Annotated in this window: 8 protein-coding genes; 5 read left to right on the forward strand and 3 right to left on the reverse strand. The window is 45.2% G+C overall.

All coding sequences use genetic code 11. From position 1 onward, the window contains the following. Positions 1-10: 10 nt before the first annotated feature. Both sov and ruvA read right to left on the reverse strand, forming a co-directional pair. Positions 11-7501, reverse strand: coding sequence for a T9SS outer membrane translocon Sov/SprA (sov, locus tag EL210_RS00170; protein ID WP_025879765.1), 7491 nt, complete (start codon positions 7499-7501; stop codon positions 11-13). Between the two features lie 15 nt (positions 7502-7516). Next, the gene (ruvA, locus tag EL210_RS00175; protein ID WP_018921048.1) at positions 7517-8134 is read right to left on the reverse strand and encodes a Holliday junction branch migration protein RuvA; all 618 of its coding nucleotides are present in this window, start codon (positions 8132-8134) and stop codon (positions 7517-7519) included. Between the two features lie 476 nt (positions 8135-8610). Between ruvA and EL210_RS00185 the strand changes: the two genes are divergently transcribed. Continuing rightward, positions 8611-11118, forward strand: coding sequence for a DUF2339 domain-containing protein (locus tag EL210_RS00185; RefSeq protein ID WP_018921049.1), 2508 nt, complete (start codon positions 8611-8613; stop codon positions 11116-11118). Here EL210_RS00185 and EL210_RS13475 read toward each other — a convergent pair. Next, positions 11051-11359, reverse strand: a complete 309-nt coding sequence (locus EL210_RS13475) for a hypothetical protein (RefSeq protein WP_170166110.1) — start codon at positions 11357-11359, stop codon at positions 11051-11053. The two genes, EL210_RS00185 and EL210_RS13475, sit on opposite strands and share 68 nt — an antisense overlap. 422 nt (positions 11360-11781) lie before the next feature. On the opposite strand from EL210_RS13475, the gene EL210_RS00190 reads away from it, so the two are divergent. From EL210_RS00190 to EL210_RS00205, 4 genes are all read left to right on the forward strand, one after another. Continuing rightward, complete coding sequence (locus EL210_RS00190; RefSeq protein WP_004375645.1) at positions 11782-12183, forward strand: FMN-binding protein; 402 nt, start codon at positions 11782-11784, stop codon at positions 12181-12183. Between the two features lie 102 nt (positions 12184-12285). Next, on the forward strand, positions 12286-14994 hold the full coding sequence (locus EL210_RS00195; RefSeq protein ID WP_018921050.1) for a SusC/RagA family TonB-linked outer membrane protein: 2709 nt from the start codon (positions 12286-12288) through the stop codon (positions 14992-14994). 11 nt (positions 14995-15005) lie between these two features. Further along, positions 15006-16607 (forward strand): RagB/SusD family nutrient uptake outer membrane protein, encoded by a 1602-nt coding sequence (locus tag EL210_RS00200; protein ID WP_018921051.1) that lies wholly within the window; start codon positions 15006-15008, stop codon positions 16605-16607. Positions 16608-16609: 2 nt separating this feature from the next. Next, positions 16610-18175 (forward strand): ComEC/Rec2 family competence protein, encoded by a 1566-nt coding sequence (locus EL210_RS00205; protein WP_018921052.1) that lies wholly within the window; start codon positions 16610-16612, stop codon positions 18173-18175. The last annotated feature ends 390 nt before the right edge of the window (positions 18176-18565 follow it).

The following is an 18565-nucleotide window of genomic DNA, read 5'->3' on the forward strand; positions in this document are numbered from 1 at the left end:
TTTGAGTGCTTTAGCGTGTCAAAGAGAATTTCATACTCAATCCAAAATCACGCGTTGATGTAGGATAACTGTTGCTACTCAACAACGGAGTGTTATTCTGAAAATCATAGAAAAAGCTCATTGTAAGCATACGTGAGAGCGTATAATCAGCAGTAAAGCTCAATCTAAGAGCAGAGTTTCCACTGCTTGCATTGCTGGTCATCGTTGCGATATCACGCGTCAGCGAAGCCTGTCTGCGATAACTGAAATCGAGATTGAGGTTCAGATCGTGGTTTACCCCACTGCGTTTCGTCATTGTTTCTGCCTGCATTTCGGTCTCTTTCGCTGTTTTTTTCGTGCGCTTTACTTTGCGTCGGGTCTGCATCCCAAAGAGTTTGAAATCATTAATACGGTATCCAATGCCCATCACCCAATCTCTACTCAATGATTCATTCAGTTGAACGCTTGTCATACTGAGGTTTAAGCTCCGCACTGTCCGATATTCCAACTTGGCTGTCATGCCACTGTTGAAGGTCATATCAATACCCAACAATGGAGAGAAAGCCTCATTGATGCTTACCATTGAGACGTTAAACATACTGCTGGGAACAGGATTACCCGATGTTGCATCAACAACAAAGCCCAATCCATTCATATACTCTTGATAACTACTGAACGATGCATAGGAACCAACCGTATAGATACTGCGGTATCCATGATTGATATTAAAGCTACGGAATACATCGCGGAACCACGGCAACTGAACCAACCCACTATAACGAACAGACCAATTGGGGAGTAATTTCGTTAGTGCAGGGAAGATATCAAGCCCTTTACCGCTCACGCTTGTATAGGCTGAAAGGAATGCAGGTACCATTACATCTGCACTGTATCTCGATACAGTCCCATTGTTTGGATTGAAAGCTTGCCCTGCTAAAGATGTGCCGGCAGGGTATCTGCTGCCTACATATTGGGCCTCAACACGCTGTCGGAAACCGTCAAGAAGATTACAGAACCTATCAAAAGTCTTACTGTGATAACCACTATTTGCATTACCTATTCCTTCAAAAGCACTTCCCAAAGATATTGTCGTCATTGAAAATGTACCACTTTGTGTTGTCGGGCGACCTGCATACATATATTGAATACTGTGCGCCTTGGTTGAAACGCGGGTTGCATTGAGGTCAATCTTGAAGTCGCGGAAAGGCTCCAAGGTAGCCCGAAGCTGCAGATCTGCAGTCGAAGTAGTGGCAGCTGGCGTTGCAACAGAGTCATTCATAAGAAGCCAATTGCGTTCAAGTGCCTTGTCAATGTACGAATCTCCTATCACTCCGAACGCGAAATCAAGCCCCGGAGAGAGTAATCCGTTACCGCGACTCTGCCCAAAAGCCTTCCCGACATTAGGCATGAAGCCCGGCAAGGTCATGGCATATTGATTGCGATAGCTGATATCAACACTCCTCAACATCATCATTACTCGGGCCAGACTCTGTGTCGTGCGATACCAACTCTCATTTTCCAAAGGTGTTTTTGTATTCACAGTGAGTTTCAGTTTTATGGCAGAATCTACCTTATTTGTAATGCGGAGCGTGTTATCATCCATCTTTTTAAACTTCAATTTGAAACTATGCCCATCCTCTGTACGTGCATTTACGATGAGTCTACGACTGTGTTTGCCATGCGTTATGGCAATAACTGTATCGGGACGCAACGTAATTTCCTGTTCAAAACCACCCTTATTCTTAGGCAAAGCCTGTTGTGTATGGTCGGTCTTCGAAATCTTTTTCTTTGTAGAAGGCTGTCGATTATAAACTGTTCTGCGATTAAAACGCTCGTTAGTCTTCTTCAAAAAAGGAATATGATTATATAATCTTTCCATATTGAAAGACCCATTCAAATTCAGATTTCGATTGTTGGTAATCGTATTCCCAAGACTAATATGCTTCTCAGTTTCAGTTCCTCGCACCCAAGTATAATTGGCATTATACTGCATATCAGCATTTATCCAGTCGAAAATAGGTAGCAAATTCAGCGGAACTTGATAGGAGAGCGTGAACGTTTGCTGATAATCGAGTGGTGTTCCAAGGCGTTTGATGCTCGTCCAAACGGAATCTTTCCACGCATGATAACGGTCGGCATAGAGCATTTTGTTAACAGGCGTATAAGGTTCTTCTATCTGTGAGCGCGTAGCACTTTGGAAATTCATGTGCAGATTGCGTGTCAAATCCCAACGAATTGTAAAGTCTCGGTTCCAAAGGAACTGCTCATTGAAACTCACCGGCAGTCGGTTTGGCTCCAAAGTCTCCATATCCCGCTCCTGCAACTCATAGTAACTGCGTGTCATCTCGGTATTAAATCCCAAGTTCTGTGGTAACCAATTAAGACCAAATTTCTTCACGATATCCCACCACTTCGACTTGCTTCGAATGCCCTTGAAAGGTTCCCAGGCTCTGTAAACCGGCGACCAATTGTAGTTCATTGCCCCTCGCCAATTGTCTTCATTCTCATAAACCGTGGTCTTACCACTCGTGTGGCTATGGGAATGACTGTAGGAAAAAGAGAAGTTTGCAGGGTCATAAGGCATCGGATGATTCTTTGTTTGGACCCCAATTCGCACGTTTGACAGTGAGAAATTTGTATTGATCCGCTTTGTCACCGCAATGGCCTCAATACTATCCCGCTCTGCTTTTGAACTTGATTCCAACGCATCTTTCAAGGTCATGTCTGTATCTAAAGGATTATAACGTGGTCTACTTGTTTCATGACTTACCGAATAGTAAAGAGGTGCAGAGACCTTTACCTTGTCAGGAAAGAACTTTCCTAATTCCAAACTTGTCGTCACACTGTAGGTTGAAAGACTTTCCTGCGTACGTTCAGCCACCGTGCTTTCAAGGCCACCAAAACCATCACTGACATAACGTCCCTGTACATTCACCGTGCCCAAATCAGACAACTGAACATTCAAATTGCCGTTAGCAGCCCAGCCACCTTTATTATTATACTCCTTCAGACGCAATTCGTTAACCCATACCTCACCGTTCTTCACATCTCCCGAAAGGTTTCTAACACCAATAATCATTGTCTTCACTTCACCTAAGGAAGGATTACCCAGGATAGTGATCAGATTGGCAGGATGGTCTTTATCATATGCCGTGAAAGCCTGCATGAAGTTAGCATGTCCTGCAGCTTTTGCAATATTGCGTTGCTTTTTCAAATCAGTAAACAGACGTAATGCTATATCCATCATGTTATCTTGCGGCCAAACAACAGTACGATCCGTTGGCGAATTGAGATTGTATTTGCCTGGAGGAGTGAGCTTCAAAGGTATCTGGTACTCATAATAATTATTCTTATAGTCAGACCCCAAGCGTATGAATACTGCCAATTGGTTATCATCAAGCTGTGTCGTATTCTGTTCCAAGGCATTTGCATGCACGAACATCTGCAAGCGCTTATACTGTCTCAAATCTACCGTTGTGTTCTTATAGACCGCCTTAGACTCGCCATGTGACAGGTTGTTGACTGTGAAATTCAACGCCTGTTCGTTGCTTTCAATCAACTGAGGCTGCGTCGGATCCTGTTCCCGATTGATGCCTGGTGGAAGGATATAGTTAACAGGTGTCTTGTCACCATTCTCTTCAATACTGACTGAACTGACAGCCAACGTACCCGAACCTGTATGATTATCAAGGTTCCGTTCATAGACACGCCAATCTCCCCTCACGAGGTCAAAACTTCCAAAACGCAACACGATAGGATGCTTAAAACCTGTAAGGAACATACGCATGAAGCGAATACTCGTGAAATCAGAAATCGAACCAACACGCCGTTCATACTCTCTGAGTGGAATGCGGAACTGATACCATGTGACATTCTCCGTTCGTCCATTGCGCAGCTTCACACTCGCATCACGCTTATCTACAATAAAATTACTCCCCACAACCATATCATTAGGACGAATTGACACATGATACTGATAATATTTTTCATATTCGTTGAGCGTGTAATCCTGATTGATATCCTCAACATCGGGCGTCGTCTTGTAGGACGTATCATAGCGTTCACTGCTCGAACCGCTGTCGGGAGAGTTGCCTTGTGGATTATTAATATACTTGTATCGACGTAGGATGTCTGCCTTCATTTGGTCATAATCAGAGCCCCGGAAATAATGATAATCATCGTTTGCAGGGTCATTATAAATTGAATCCCATACTGCAGCACTCACCTGTCCCTGTATGGAAGTGAGGAAATTCTGATAAGACTGAAAGCGTCGTTCTTCTTCATCATTGAGTCCATTGAAGCCCACATCCTGCAAGGCACGTGCTCCCTTGGTCGTTGCAAAGGCATAACTGACGATGCTTGACGTAGGTATCTTACCCCATTGTGTCGTCGTATAACTCTGCGAACCATCGACAGGCATACCACTTTCATAAAACTTCTTACCATCATGGAGCACATCTTCGGAAACCTCACCCAAGTTCAAATAGAAATCGCCTCCATAATCATTAGCGTTGGCTTTTCGGTTGGAATAGATGAAAGGATCAAGCAACCAGAACTCTACATATTCTATATTTGCTCGTTCGAAATCATTGGTGTCAAGCTTTCGCATCAGTCCTCCCCAATGTCTTTCAGGATTGGGAAGCGTACCGTCGTGGTTCAGATTGGGATTAAAATTATAGGGACCACGCTCGTTAGGATAATAGGCTAAATTGAATACATTCAATGTCGACGACGAGCCATTATAGTTGCTAATATCTTTCTTCGGATAGAGTTCACGCGTTGCAACCTCACGGACATAATGGTTGGAAAGCTGCTCCAAATCGCTCTTCAGATGAGCAGGTGTGAGCGAACTACTACGCCGTGTGAACAACGGATCTATCGTATACCATGCCAACTGCGAACGATTGAAACCGCTTGCCAATGTAGTTTTGTCACTGCTTTCAGGGAAAGTAGAAGGCACACTCGATATAATCCACGATGCAGGCATGGCGATATCAATCTTATTCGTGGTGTTTTCAAAATCATCAAGATAAGATGCATTATCCTGCGTTCCACTGTTTCTACCCGCAATAAGCTGGGCAAATTCTCCTGTAAAACTAATCTGTGAAGGCTGCGTCAAATGCAGAAAAGGCAACTTATCAAGCATATCCGTGAGCCATTGGCTCTCCTTTTTCCAATTGATATTCAGTCCCCACAAGGTATTGTTCAATGGTTCACTGCCCATTGTTACCTTATTTGTCAGCGACTGTTCAGACAGATGTTGCATCGTACCACTCAACTGTAAATTACGTGAAAAGTCGTATTCCCAGTTCACGCCGAACATCGTCTTACGCTGCATACCATAATCACTGTTACTCTCAAGCGACACATTAACTGCCGTACCTGCATCGATAATGCTCTGGTTGAGAATAGTCACTTCGCCTGCACTATAGTCCACACTGTAGTCTGACCCCTCTACCAATCTCACACCACCTGCCGTCACAACCACCGAACCTTGCGGGATGTTATAAGCACCCAAGGATATGATATTGGCTGAAGAACCGCGGAATTGCCCCACCAGATTATACTTGTCTTTCTCTGCCATCTGCTTGGCAGCAGTCCGCGTGTTGTCATAAAGCTCATTGAAGACATATTTCTGAGCAACGGCAGAGGGTACACCTTTAGCCACAAGCAGTCGGTAGAGATCACGTCCGAAAGGTTCAGGCTCGGGGAAAAACACACGTCCATTGCTTACTGTATAGCCCTCTACATAGTCGAAATAGCCATTACTGTTGGGACGATTATTATTATCAAGGCGGTCAGCCCCAAGCAGTTTGATTATCGTTTGCTTCTTAACTTGCTCCTCTGGGATATAACTTAAGTAGACACCTGTAGTGTCACTCTGATATTTCACATCGAGTCTAAACCTCTCTTTCTCCACGGTATCGCCCAGCCGATAGACATTCTTCATCATCAAGTTCCAGTTTCCCTGCGAGGGACTACTACTCGTATTCTTCAGCGATTTCACGAACAAAGCTTCGCTCACATTCGTGCGATCACCCGCAAACTCGCCCACTTGATAAGTCTGTCCGCCATAAGTATATTCAAAAGCTACAGCCACAACCTGGTCTGTATTGACGCCCGCGTTGAGACTGATATAGCCTAAAGCCTTGTTCACTGTATATTCCGAAGTACTCAACAGCCGTGCACTCTCTAACTTTTCATAGTCACTTCCACCCGTCAATCCGGCTCCGTCAAGCACCGTTGAAGTCTGGTTTATGTCGCGGGCTGCATTGTATGTGCCTGCCATGGCAGCATATTCGGTGTTTGCCCTGTTGCTCGGAACCGACATACCTGTCGTTGCCCAAAGATGCGCATTGCTCACATTTGCATGCTCACCCAAGTCGGTCAATGCCACAATATTACGTGTATTGGTTGTTGTTCCCGTCTTATTGGTCACCCAAATCTCTACACGTCCGATGTTAATACCGGTTTTCAAGTTAGGTAAAGCCCGCATGCCTTCGGCATAATGGTCACGGAAATACTGCGCAAGAAAGAAGTGGCGGTTCTCTTCATAGTTAGCCGCGCTGAACTCGAAAGGCGTCAACTGCACTCCTCCCCTACTCGAAACAGTCTTCGAAGAACTTTTCTTCTGCGAGGCAACAAGCTGCATCTTGAGTTTTCCAAACTGCAAATCCGTGCGCAATCCGAAGAGTGAAGTCGCACCTCTGATAAGAGAAGAATTAGAAGGAAACGAAATATTACCCGCCTCAACGAGTTTCACAATCTCGTCTTCCTTGCCTTCATACTTCAGTTTCAGGTTCTGCGCATCAAAGTCAAAGGTTGCATCAGTGTTATAGTTCAGGTTCATGTTGACCTTATCTCCAACCTTTCCATTGACATTGACATTGAGTTTCTCATCGAAATTCATCGTCGTAGTATGGCGTCGGTTGATAGTCAAAGCAGGGTTCTCCACGTTTTTCATCGTAGCGCCAAACTTCAGTTCGGCTGTTCCCTGCGTACGAATATGCACACCACCCGGGCCGAAAATCTTTTCGGCAGGGCCCAAATCGAAGTGCATATCCGTGAAATCGAACTTGTCTTTTCCTTTAGCTTGGAAGATCTCTGCATTCTTTTTGCGAAAGAAAGCATACCTCTGTTGCCTGCCAGTCCAATTCATATACTCGTCGGGCAACATCACTATGGGTGCCGACAAATAGGTTCCACCAAGCTTGCGACCAAAGAAATAACCGTTGAGCGTATCATTATAGATGACTTGTTGACGCAAATCAGGGGGCGTTTGCAAATCGAGTGCACTGCTATCAAGGTCGCTCCAACTTATAGGTTGTGTGCGTTGAATACGCCAAAGCGGTTTTTTGACACGCTTCGCCGTATCCGTTTCTGCCCGATATTCCTGTTTTTGCACCCCATTACGCTGCTGACGGGAGGACACTTCCTGCTGGAAGAAAGGCACAGTAAAGGCATAACTGACCGCAAAAGCCATCAGAAATCCCAATAATACGTATGCTTTTTTCTTACTCAAAGAATAACTTTAGCGTTATTTTAACTGTTTCAAAGCCTCTTTCACCACCAGCTCTACCGGCATATCTGCCTGCTTCTGGAGAATAGCCACAACGACCTTAGCCACCGGAGCGGGAGAGAAACCAAGCATTGTCAATGCTGCCACAGCCTCATCTTTCACGGCATTATTCACCGCAATACCACTCTTCTGACTACCCACATGCAGTTCATCGGCAATGCCACTTGCCATGATTTTGTCTTTCAAATCAACGATGACACGCTGTGCCGTCTTCAATCCGATACCTTTTACTGCCTTAATCATCTTCTCGTCACCATTGGCGATTGCATTACAAAGTTCAGCCGGACTCATTGACGAAAGCATCATGCGAGCCGTGTTTGCACCTACTCCCGACACGGTAATGAGCAGGCGGTAGAGTTCCCGTTCCTGCTTATTGACGAAACCGTAGAGCGTGAAACTGTCATCACGACCGCCCGTAGTGAGTGCCTCATGCACATAGAGTTTCACTGCTTTCTTGCCTTGGATACCACTGTAAGTGGTCAATGAAATGTTGAGAGCATAGCCCACCCCTGCAGCTTCGACAACGGCCAAAGCCGGCGTAAGTTCGGTCAGTTCTCCCTTTATATATTCTATCATTGCTGTTTTATTTTCCTGAGTTTATATATTATAACGTGTGCGCGGTAAATATATTGTATGCCTGACTATAACACCATCAATAGCACGATGCGAAACCGAAAAGAAACACATACCCTTTTATTCCTATCAAAGCTACTCGATATCAGACACCCGTGACAATCTACACAGACCAGAATTCCAATGCAAGATACCCATACAACATTACTCAGAGATAGAAGGTGACGCACGAGATGCCTATATTGCACGGGCTGCCGACGCCAAGAGCTTCATCATGATAACACGACAACGACTTCTCCTGCCAAACAGAATTAAAGCTTTATCACGTTTTCTTGCCTCTTCCCAAGCTTGTAGGAAGAGGCAAGTTTCATTTTTCAGGAAAGACCATCTGGATGAAATTCACGGAAAGTAATTGACAGAATGTTTTGCAATCTACATGATAATTACTATCTTTACCACCAAAACAACAAAATAAGACAATGGATTATATATCGTCAACCATGTTGATGTTGCTTACCATAATCGTATTGGGAGCTCTTCTCATCACTATCCTCACGCGACTATCAGAAATCAACAAGACACTCACAATCATGAGATTGGAACTGTCAACGCTGAAAAATTCGCTTGCAAATAAAGTGCACTCTGCCGATGAAAAGCCTGAAGAAGCTGTGCAGAAGAAGTCGGAACAAAAGACAACAATACAGCATGGCAGCAACACTGAGACACAAACAAGTACCACAAAAGCTACAGATGCAGAGACCGAAACTAAAGAAACGGTTGTCATTGGGGAAAGCATTCAACAGCCACCAATGGTAGATGTGTCCGTCAAAACACCAGAAACGGAGGCGCTGATGCTTTCAGAGGAAGCTTTGGAAAAACAAGAAACTGCCCCTACTCCATTTCAACCGTCAGTCATAGCGCCTGCTGAAGCTTCTGTTGCACCAACAGAAAATAACGCTATTCCACTCCAACAACCCTCAACAAAAGCAGAGGAGACGCCTCTTAGCCCAACGGATGAAGCGACAGCAAATACAGAACAACTGGAAGAAATGACCGAAAAGACAACCAATTATGAGAAGTTTATCGGTGAAAACCTCTTTGGGAAGATTGGTATTTTGGTGTTTATTCTCGGTATTGGATACTTTGTCAAGTACGCCATTGACCAGAACTGGATCAACGAAGTGGCCCGCACGGTCATGGGATTTGCCGTCGGTGTTGTCATGCTTGGCTTGGCCCAATGGCTCCACAAGCGTTATCACACATTCAGTTCACTGCTCGCAGGCGGCGCGTTCGGCGTTTTCTATCTGACCGTTTCCATTGCTTTCCACTATTATCAGCTGTTCTCTCAAACGGCCGCTTTCGTCATTCTCTGCCTCACAACGATATTCATGGCCATTGTTTCCATACGCTATGACCGCTGCGAATTAGCTGTAACGGCCCTTGTCGGAGGCTTCATTGCTCCCTTTATCGTCAGTACCGACTCTGGAAGCATCATCGCATTACAGACTTATCTCGCCATTCTCAACCTTGGAATGTTTGCACTTGCATTCTATAAGAAATGGGGATTGCTGCCCATCGTGGCTTTTGCTTTCACTTATATTATATTATGGTTGACTGTTATAGAAAGCCATATACTCTACTATAATCTGCAAATCAATTTCCTTGTACTTGGGTTTGCCACGCTCTTCTATTTCATCTTCCTGCTTCCCGTGCGTCTCATCATGCAACCGTCTTGCAGTCAACGCATGCACAGGGCACTCATGGCAGTCATCACCCTCAATGGTTTTATTTATCTTCTATATGGAGGATGCGTCATAGCAGACAGCGACATGTTCATCAATGAGCCTGGTTATCTGTCGTTCTTCATCGCATTTGTCAATCTCATTTTCTACCTCTACCTACGCTTCCGCATATCGGGTCACGACACATTGCGCAAGACTATGTCTGCTCTGACGATAGCTTTCGCATCAATAGGTGTACCTTTGTTGTTCACCAATACAACCATTTTCATTATCTGGGCCACAGAGTCCGTGCTGCTACTTTGGCTTTATACGAAAGAGAAATCCGTCATTTATGAGCGCAGCGCAGCCATACTTGCGTTCCTTTCTATAATCTTTAGTCTGACATACTATATCCTTTGGTATACCTCCTACGAAGACACAAGCCACAAGTTGTTCCTCAACAGCAACTTCCTCATGCTGTTTACCATTTCCATTGCTTCGTTCGTAGCAGCCATTATCATGCAACGCAACAGGCGACTCTTCAGTAAAGGCCGGCGCATTCTGCACTACACTCCCTGCAATGTCATTGCCTATGCAGTAGGCTTTCTATGGCTTTACATGGCGTTCTCCAACGACTTTACATGCTATTTGGCAGAAGACATTGCCCATGAAGCCAACCCTTTGACGACAGCAACTATCCTTCTTGCCGGCTCTCTCGTGCTTCATCGCCGCTTTAAAGTAAGAAAATACAAGGTGGCCTATCTCATTCTGCTCTGCTTTGTCACTATAGTCTATATGGTAACGATATGGGGTGGCTATGACATCCGCAGTACTACGGTGCTCACACTGCAATGGGTAACAACATCAGTTGTCGCGACTCTGATGGGCTATATCATGTGGAAGATGCTGGCATTACATTGGGAAACAAAGAAATTACAGCCGTTCTTTGCCGTCATTTCCACACTCGTGTGGCTCACAGGCGCCCGTCTTTTGCTGCTCACATTCGGCAATCCGAGTTTCGACACGGGTTTCTCGCTCTCTCTGGGCACGGCAGCTTTCCTGCTGATGATTATCGGCATGCGCTGCAAGAGCAAGGAAGTGAGAATGGTGAGTCTGGCTGAATTCGGCATTGTTTTAGGCAAACTCGTGCTCAGCGACGTATGGACAATGCCTGCACTCGGCAAGATTATCGTGTTCATCAGCCTTGGCCTGCTGCTTCTGACGCTATCATTCTTGTATCAGAAGCTAAAGGATGTGCTGTTCTGAAAGCCCCTTTTATGAACTCATACGCGCCCCTGCCTCTCAAAAGCAAGCTGTCTTCAGAGGCTTCAGAGGCAGGGGTGACTGTATAATATGCAGTAAGAAGAAACATCAAAGCCCTTGCAACACCCCATTTCTTTTGTAAAGATATCAGCTCGTTTTTAACATTTCTCATCCTCATCAAATAGAAATGAAAAGCCACTTTCAATGCCTGTGTGAAGTCATTTAATGGCTTTGGTATTCTCATTTTTACCCTTTCAATTTACAATTCCAGTCACTTCATCCTGCAATCTGCATCACTTTACACGCTAAAGTGAGTCAAATTGCCACGTATTTTGACACAGATTGCATGGTAACTTGATACAAGTTACAACGTTTTCTATCGTGATTTTATCGTGCAATTCGCCTTGAGTTCCATAACACCCTGACTGTCAATATATTGCAAAACACCCAAAAACAGCATTTATTTAGACCAAGAAAGGACTTCAGTTCAAATCTACAAGCATGATGAGAACATTTGTAAACAATCATGAACAGAATTAACACATTATTTGCTTCCGCTCTTCTGCAAGGTTAAAAAACCTAATTTTTACCTGTCATAGCCCGCACTATTCATTTTATTTCGCTATCTTTGCCCACGTTTTAACGGATAATTTAAGAAGCAAAACGATGAAAAAGAGAATGAATGGACTACTCACAACCCTCACAGCATGTGCGATGGTTGTAATCATGATGAGTGCAATGCCTGCCGATAACATCATGACTAAGGAAAATGATACGACGATTATCAACACCAATCTATTGGGAAAAGGCATCAAAGGTTTCAAGGGAACAACCCCTGTGAAGATATATATCAAACAGGATAAAGTCGTGAAAATCGAGGCACTTCCTAATCATGAAACGCCTAAGTTCTTTGACAAAGCGAAAACTTTGCTGACAGAATACAACGGAAAAAGCGTTTCGAAGGCAGCCAAGATGGATGTCGATGGGGTCAGCGGAGCTACATATTCATCGAAAGCATTAAAGAAGAACGTACAGTTGGGCTTAGAGTATTACAAGAAGAACAATTGATTTCAGCCACATTTTTTTAAAGAAATATAGAAGGAGAAGTGTCGAACTTCTCCTTTTTTTATTATATTTGCAATATAAACATGACGAATATATAGCCCTAACATGAAACACCTAAACATTCTAATCGCATTTCAATTCCTTGCAATGCCTGCTGCAATGGCACAGAAAATCACTAAGGGTATCGACTCCATAGCTATCAAACAGCTCACACCCAACGTGTCTCAAGGGCCTATTGACATTATCACAGAGCGGCAAATGAACAAAGGATTGGTCACCAACTCGCTTAATGCGTTGAGCGGACAAGCGGCAGGTGTGAACATTTCTTCAGGTGAAAACCGTATGGCCCAGCTTAATAGTGTACGCGTTCGCGGTACAACTTCACTCACAGGAGGCAACGACCCACTCGTTATTATCGACGGAGTCTACAGTGACTTGGCAACACTTTCCACCGTTTATCCTGCCGACATAGAGCGCTTTGCCATACTGAAGAACGCCACGGAAACGGCTAAATATGGTTCAAGAGGCGCTTCGGGAGTCATTCAGGTGACAACTAAAAAAGGCAATGGAAGCCTGTTTCACATCAGCTATGACGGCAATATAGGCTTCGAACGAAAATACAATAAACTCCAAATGCTGTCTGCACGCGACTACATCAACACTGCCAAGCGGCTCGGCCTCAAGTATGTTGACGGAGGATATAACTCTGATTTCCAGGATGCTATTACGAGAACAGGCTTCGTTCAGAACCATCATGTGGCCTTCAGTGGCGGTTCTCCCAACAGCAACTACCGTGCTTCAGTCGGCTTAATGCAGCATGATATGGTCGTAAAAATCACCGAAAGCCATAACTTCGTGGCTAAGTTCGACCTCACACAAAAGGCTTTCGATGACCTGTTACAGATTGATTTCGGAGTCTTCGGCTCATCACAGAAGAACAAATTCATTGCAGATGAGCAGAAACTTTTCTATGGAGCAGCCACTCAAAACCCTACTTTCCCGGAAAGAAAGAATGCAAATGGTGGCTGGGATCGCAATGGGGCAGCCAGTCAGATAGCCTCACCTTTGGCCGAACTGAATAAGAAAGAGCATGAACAAAGCCTGAACTTCAACACGCATCTGGGGCTTGATTTCGCGCTTAATCCTTCACTCAATCTGCGGTTTTTCGGCAGCTACAGCTATACATCGCTTGAAAATGCCTCGTATTATCCTACGTGGGTGTGGGCACAGGGACAGGCTTTTCGTGGTGAACACAAAAGCGAAGAATGGTTAGGCAACGTCACATTGGACTATCATCATCAATGGGATATGCACGAAGTCAATGCAACAGCCATGACAGAATATCAGAAAAGCCAGCGTACCGGCTTCTGGACGACAGTGAAAGGCTTTACTACCAACGATATCGGCTATAACAATCTGGCTGCCGGTTCCACGCGCCCTTATGGTGGAACTGGCTCTGAATACAGCGATCCCTCCTTAGCTTCTGTGATGGGAAGTGTCAGTTATACGCTGCTCAAACGCTACACCCTTGATATGAATCTGCGTGCCGATGGCAGCAGTCTCTTTGGGAAAAACAACAAATGGGGGTTCTTTCCATCTGTTTCCGGCACGTGGGTTATCAGCCAGGAACCGTTCTTCAAGCCCCTCAATAAAGTCATCAACCTATGGAAACTGCGTACAGGCTATGGGCAAAGTGGTAATCAAGGCGGCATCGACTCCTACAACTCAATGGCACTATTGCGTCCCACGGGCGTCATTAGTGTACAAGGTTCGCCTACAACTACATTCGGACAATTCCGCAATACGAACCCCGATTTGAAATGGGAAACGCGCAGTACCTTCAATATTGGCACCGACATAGCGCTTCTCAACAGCAGGATTGTGCTCACTGCAGAATACTATTACAGTCTCACTACCGACATGTTGTACCAGTATGATGTGCCTGTTCCACCCTTTACTTTCAATAAGTTCTTAGCCAACTTAGGTAAGATGAGCAACAGTGGTCTTGAGTTTGGACTCGGAATTATACCGATAACAAAGAAAGATATGGAGTTGAACATCAACATGAATGTGGCCTTCCAGAAGAACAAACTGATTTCACTTTCAGGCAATTACAAAGGGAGTAACCTCACTGCTGCCGACATCATAAGCATCGGACAGCTTAATGGTGCAGGCTTTCATGGCGGTAACAACAACATCGTTTATCAGATTGTGGGACAGCCACTCGGCGTGTTCTATCTGCCTCATTGCACAGGACTGCACCGCAACGACAATGGAAGCTACAGCTATACTATCGCTGACTTAGACCATAACGGGAGTGTAAACCTCGAAGACGGAGGCGACCGTTATATCGCCGGACAAGCCACTCCGAAATGGACTTTGGGTTCAAACATCAGCTTTCGCTACAGAGATTTCGATGTATCTCTACAGATAAACGGTGCCTTTGGGCATAAAATCTACAATGGAACCAGCCTCACTTACATGAACATGTCAAGTTTTCCAGACTACAATGTAATGGCTAAGGCACCACAGATGAACATCAAAGACCAGATTGCTACAGACTACTGGTTGGAGCGCGGAGACTATATTAACTTCGATTATCTTACGATTGGCTGGAACATTCCTGTCAAGTCACGTTATATCAGCGCCCTCCGTCTGTCGTGTTCTGTCAACAATATAGCCACCATTACAGGCTACAGCGGACAGACACCCATGATAAACAGCTACATCGTCAATGGCACTTTGGGCATTGACGACAAGCGAACCTATCCTCCTTATCGCGCTTATTCTATTGGCATGAGCATTCAATTCTAACTCTTTTTCATATGGGAAAACGACTCTTCACTATCACTCATATCTTCATGGCAACAGTCATGGCGTTGCTTTTCAATGCCTGTCTTGATGAAACTCCAAAAGACAAGCTTGAAGAAGATAAGCTTTATACATCGGCCAGCAACCTATATATCAACACCATTGGCAACCTTTACCACCAGATTGGAGGTTATTCTGACAGTCAAGGACTACAAGGAACCAACCGAGGTATATACGACTACAACACCTTTTCCACTGACGAAGCAATGCTTCCCATACGTGGTGGCGACTGGTATGACGGCGGGTTCTGGCAGAATCTCTATCATCATGAGTGGACATCTACCGATCTTCCGCTCCTCAACACATGGAACTATCTCTATGGCAGCGTGTCACTTTGCAACCACGCACTTTATGAAATAGACCAGCACAAGCAACTTCTTACCGACGAACAATATAAGGAATACGCTGCAGAAGCACGTGGACTGCGTGCCTTGTTCTACTTCTATATCATGGACATGTGGGGCAATGTGCCCCTTGTCATGCAGGAAGGTGTGACCTTGGAAGATGTAAAACAGTCTACCAGAAAGAAAGTAACCACCACGCTTATCAACGAACTTTTAGCCGCAATTCCCTATCTGCCCAATGCACACAGCAATCACGAAGGCAACTATTATGGCCGTTTCACGCGACCCGTGGCTTACTTCCTGCTGGCTAAAATTCTGCTCAATCATGAAGTTTATCTTCATGATGACACGCTGACTTTCGATATTAACGGACAGAAACTCAAAGCGTTGGAGGCATGTATTGCCTGTTGTGACAAGATAACCGAAGCCGGATATACACTCGAAAGTGACTATGCAAGCAACTTCAGTGTACACAATGAAAACTCCAACGAGAATGTCTTTACCATCCCAATGGACAAGACTCTCTACAGCAACAAGTTCTTTTATCTCTTCCGAAGCCGTCATTACAGCCATGGAGGAGCATATAGAATGGACGCAGAAAACGGCAGCTGTGCCACGCTTTCAACAGTAAAAGCCTACGGATATGGCACATCACAGGAAGACAAACGCTACAGAATAAACTTCTTCAGCGATACCGTTCGCGTGGATGGAAAGGTTGTTTATCAGGAAAACAGCGAGCCGTTGGTCTATTATCCGAATGAAGTGGCACTCAGTCTTACGGGGAGTAAGTATGAGAAAACGGCCGGAGCACGCATGGCAAAATATGAGATTGACCGCACAGCTTATGATGATGGCCGACTGCAAGACAATGACATCGTGCTCTTCCGCTATGCCGATGTGGTGCTGATGAAGGCAGAAGCCCTCGTCAGAAACGGCAAAAACGGAGACAAGGAGCTTAACCTCGTGCGCCAACGGGCAGGAATGACATCGCGTTCTGCCACACTTTCCAATATTCTTGAAGAGAGATTGCTTGAACTGATGTGGGAAGGCTGGCGCCGTAATGACCTTATCCGTTTCGGTCTTTACCACAAAGCCTACGATCTTCGACAGCCCATTGAAGGCGAAGAAAGCCGATTCACCAATCTCTTCCCTATCCCGAAAAACATTCTGAAGATGAATGGTAATCTTCAACAGAACCCCGGTTATAAGTAGGAATGCGGATAAATGGCCCACTACAACGCTATCCTCTGCTGCGTATTGCCCTTGTTCTGATAGGCGGAATAGCTGTCGGCGATGCCTGTTACCCCACACTTGGCACAGGCTTCTGGCTCATCTGTGCCTGCGTGAGCATTGCCTTGGCACTGCTTTCCAAGCGAGCAGCATGGCGTAACGGCTGCATTTTCGTCATCACGCTGACGGTAGGTGCAACGTTAATAAATCGCAGTGAGCAGCATGCCGACTGCAAGTTGCCTCACGGAGAAAGCCACTATGAGGCCATTATCAGCAACACTCCGACCCTGCATGGCAAGACTTGGCGATGTGACTTGTTGTTGACAAAGCTCAACGGGCAGCCGCTCCGCAATGCCATTACCGTGAGGGCAACGGTTCTGAACGACCCCAACAGACCGATGCAACTGCAAACCGGCAATGGCATCATTGCTTCATCAGTTCTTGAAAAACCACAAAACCGTTGGCCCAATGCCCATTTTGATTATGCACTTTGGCTCAGACGGCATGGCTATCAGGCTGAAACATTCATTCCTTACTGGCAGTTTCAGACGGCAGAAGTGCCTATGACATTGGGTCGCCGGCAACGAGCAACACTCCAGGTTCGCCGTCTTCGCGACCGCATCATACGACATTTCGCATCGTCATCCCATGCCGACAATCAAGACTATACCATTCTCCAAGCCATGGTCTTAGGCCACCGCGAAGCTGTCAGTAAAGCCACACGAGAAACCTATGCACTATCAGGAGGCAGTCATATCCTGGCACTTTCGGGACTGCATATCGGCATTATCTTTGGCATTTTCCTGCTCGTTTTCGGCCGAAATGTATTTGCAATGACACTATCTATCCTCACTATTTGGGCCTTTGCCTTCTTAGTTGGACTGCCACCCTCGGTAGTTCGCAGTGCCGTGATGCTCACCACCTACGCGTTTGTCAGTCTGCTTGGCCGCGAAAACATCAGTCTCAACACGCTCGCCTTAGCCGCATTAATCATTCTCATAGCCCAACCCATGACGCTATGGGACGTTGGTTTCCAGCTATCCTTTATGGCCGTAGCCGGTATTCTCATTGCCTATAAACCGCTTTTTCAGTTATTCAACCCCATAACTCGCCTGCTCCGATGGGCATGGGGCATGATTTGCGTGTCGGTTTCAGCCCAATTGCTCACGTTTCCCCTGCTGCTTCACTATTTCGGTCATTTCTCCACATACTTCCTCCTGACCAATTTCATCGTTGTTCCGGCAGCAACCGCCATACTCTATCTTGCCTTTCTGACAGTTCTCTCCACACCTTTCGTGGCCTTGCAAAACCTAATTTTCAATGCTATGACCACCATAACAGGCTGGATGAACACTTCCGTTACCGCCATTTCACGCCTCCCCTATGCCTCCATTGACTGCGGACATCTCTCTTTCTTGCAAACCGTTTGCCTCTATGTTTTCGTATTTTCAATGATGGGAATATACAGAACAGCCTTCTACAACACATCAGAAGCGGGGAAATCTCAGGCAACAGAATTCTCAATGGCAAAGAAGAAGATACAAGGATAAACGGCTTTGATTTTATTTTACAAAACACCTTATGAGATTTCAATATTCAGAACGAGACTTTTTATTTTTGTAAATACGCCCGAAAATCGCCTGCTTAGCAACCTGTTGACTATCAAAATATTACGGGATTTGCAGCAAGTTATTGAGTAAAACAAGGAAAAACAACAGTTAAAATCACGTCAAATCAGCTTGTAATTTGATGCAGATTACAGCCTGAAATGAGGCAGAAAGCGAGACCGTTTGACGCATTTGGCGCGGAAAAGTGACGCGTATTGCAGGCAAAAGTGAATGAAAAACAGATTTAAATCGGGGCAAACCCCACTTTCAAGCGAAATTCATGGCTTTGGAATTTCTATTTGGTGAGAAAATCAAGACATGTTTTTAAGCAAT

It is taken from the genome of Segatella oris, from assembly GCF_900637655.1.
Classification (GTDB): Bacteria; Bacteroidota; Bacteroidia; order Bacteroidales; family Bacteroidaceae; genus Prevotella; species Prevotella oris.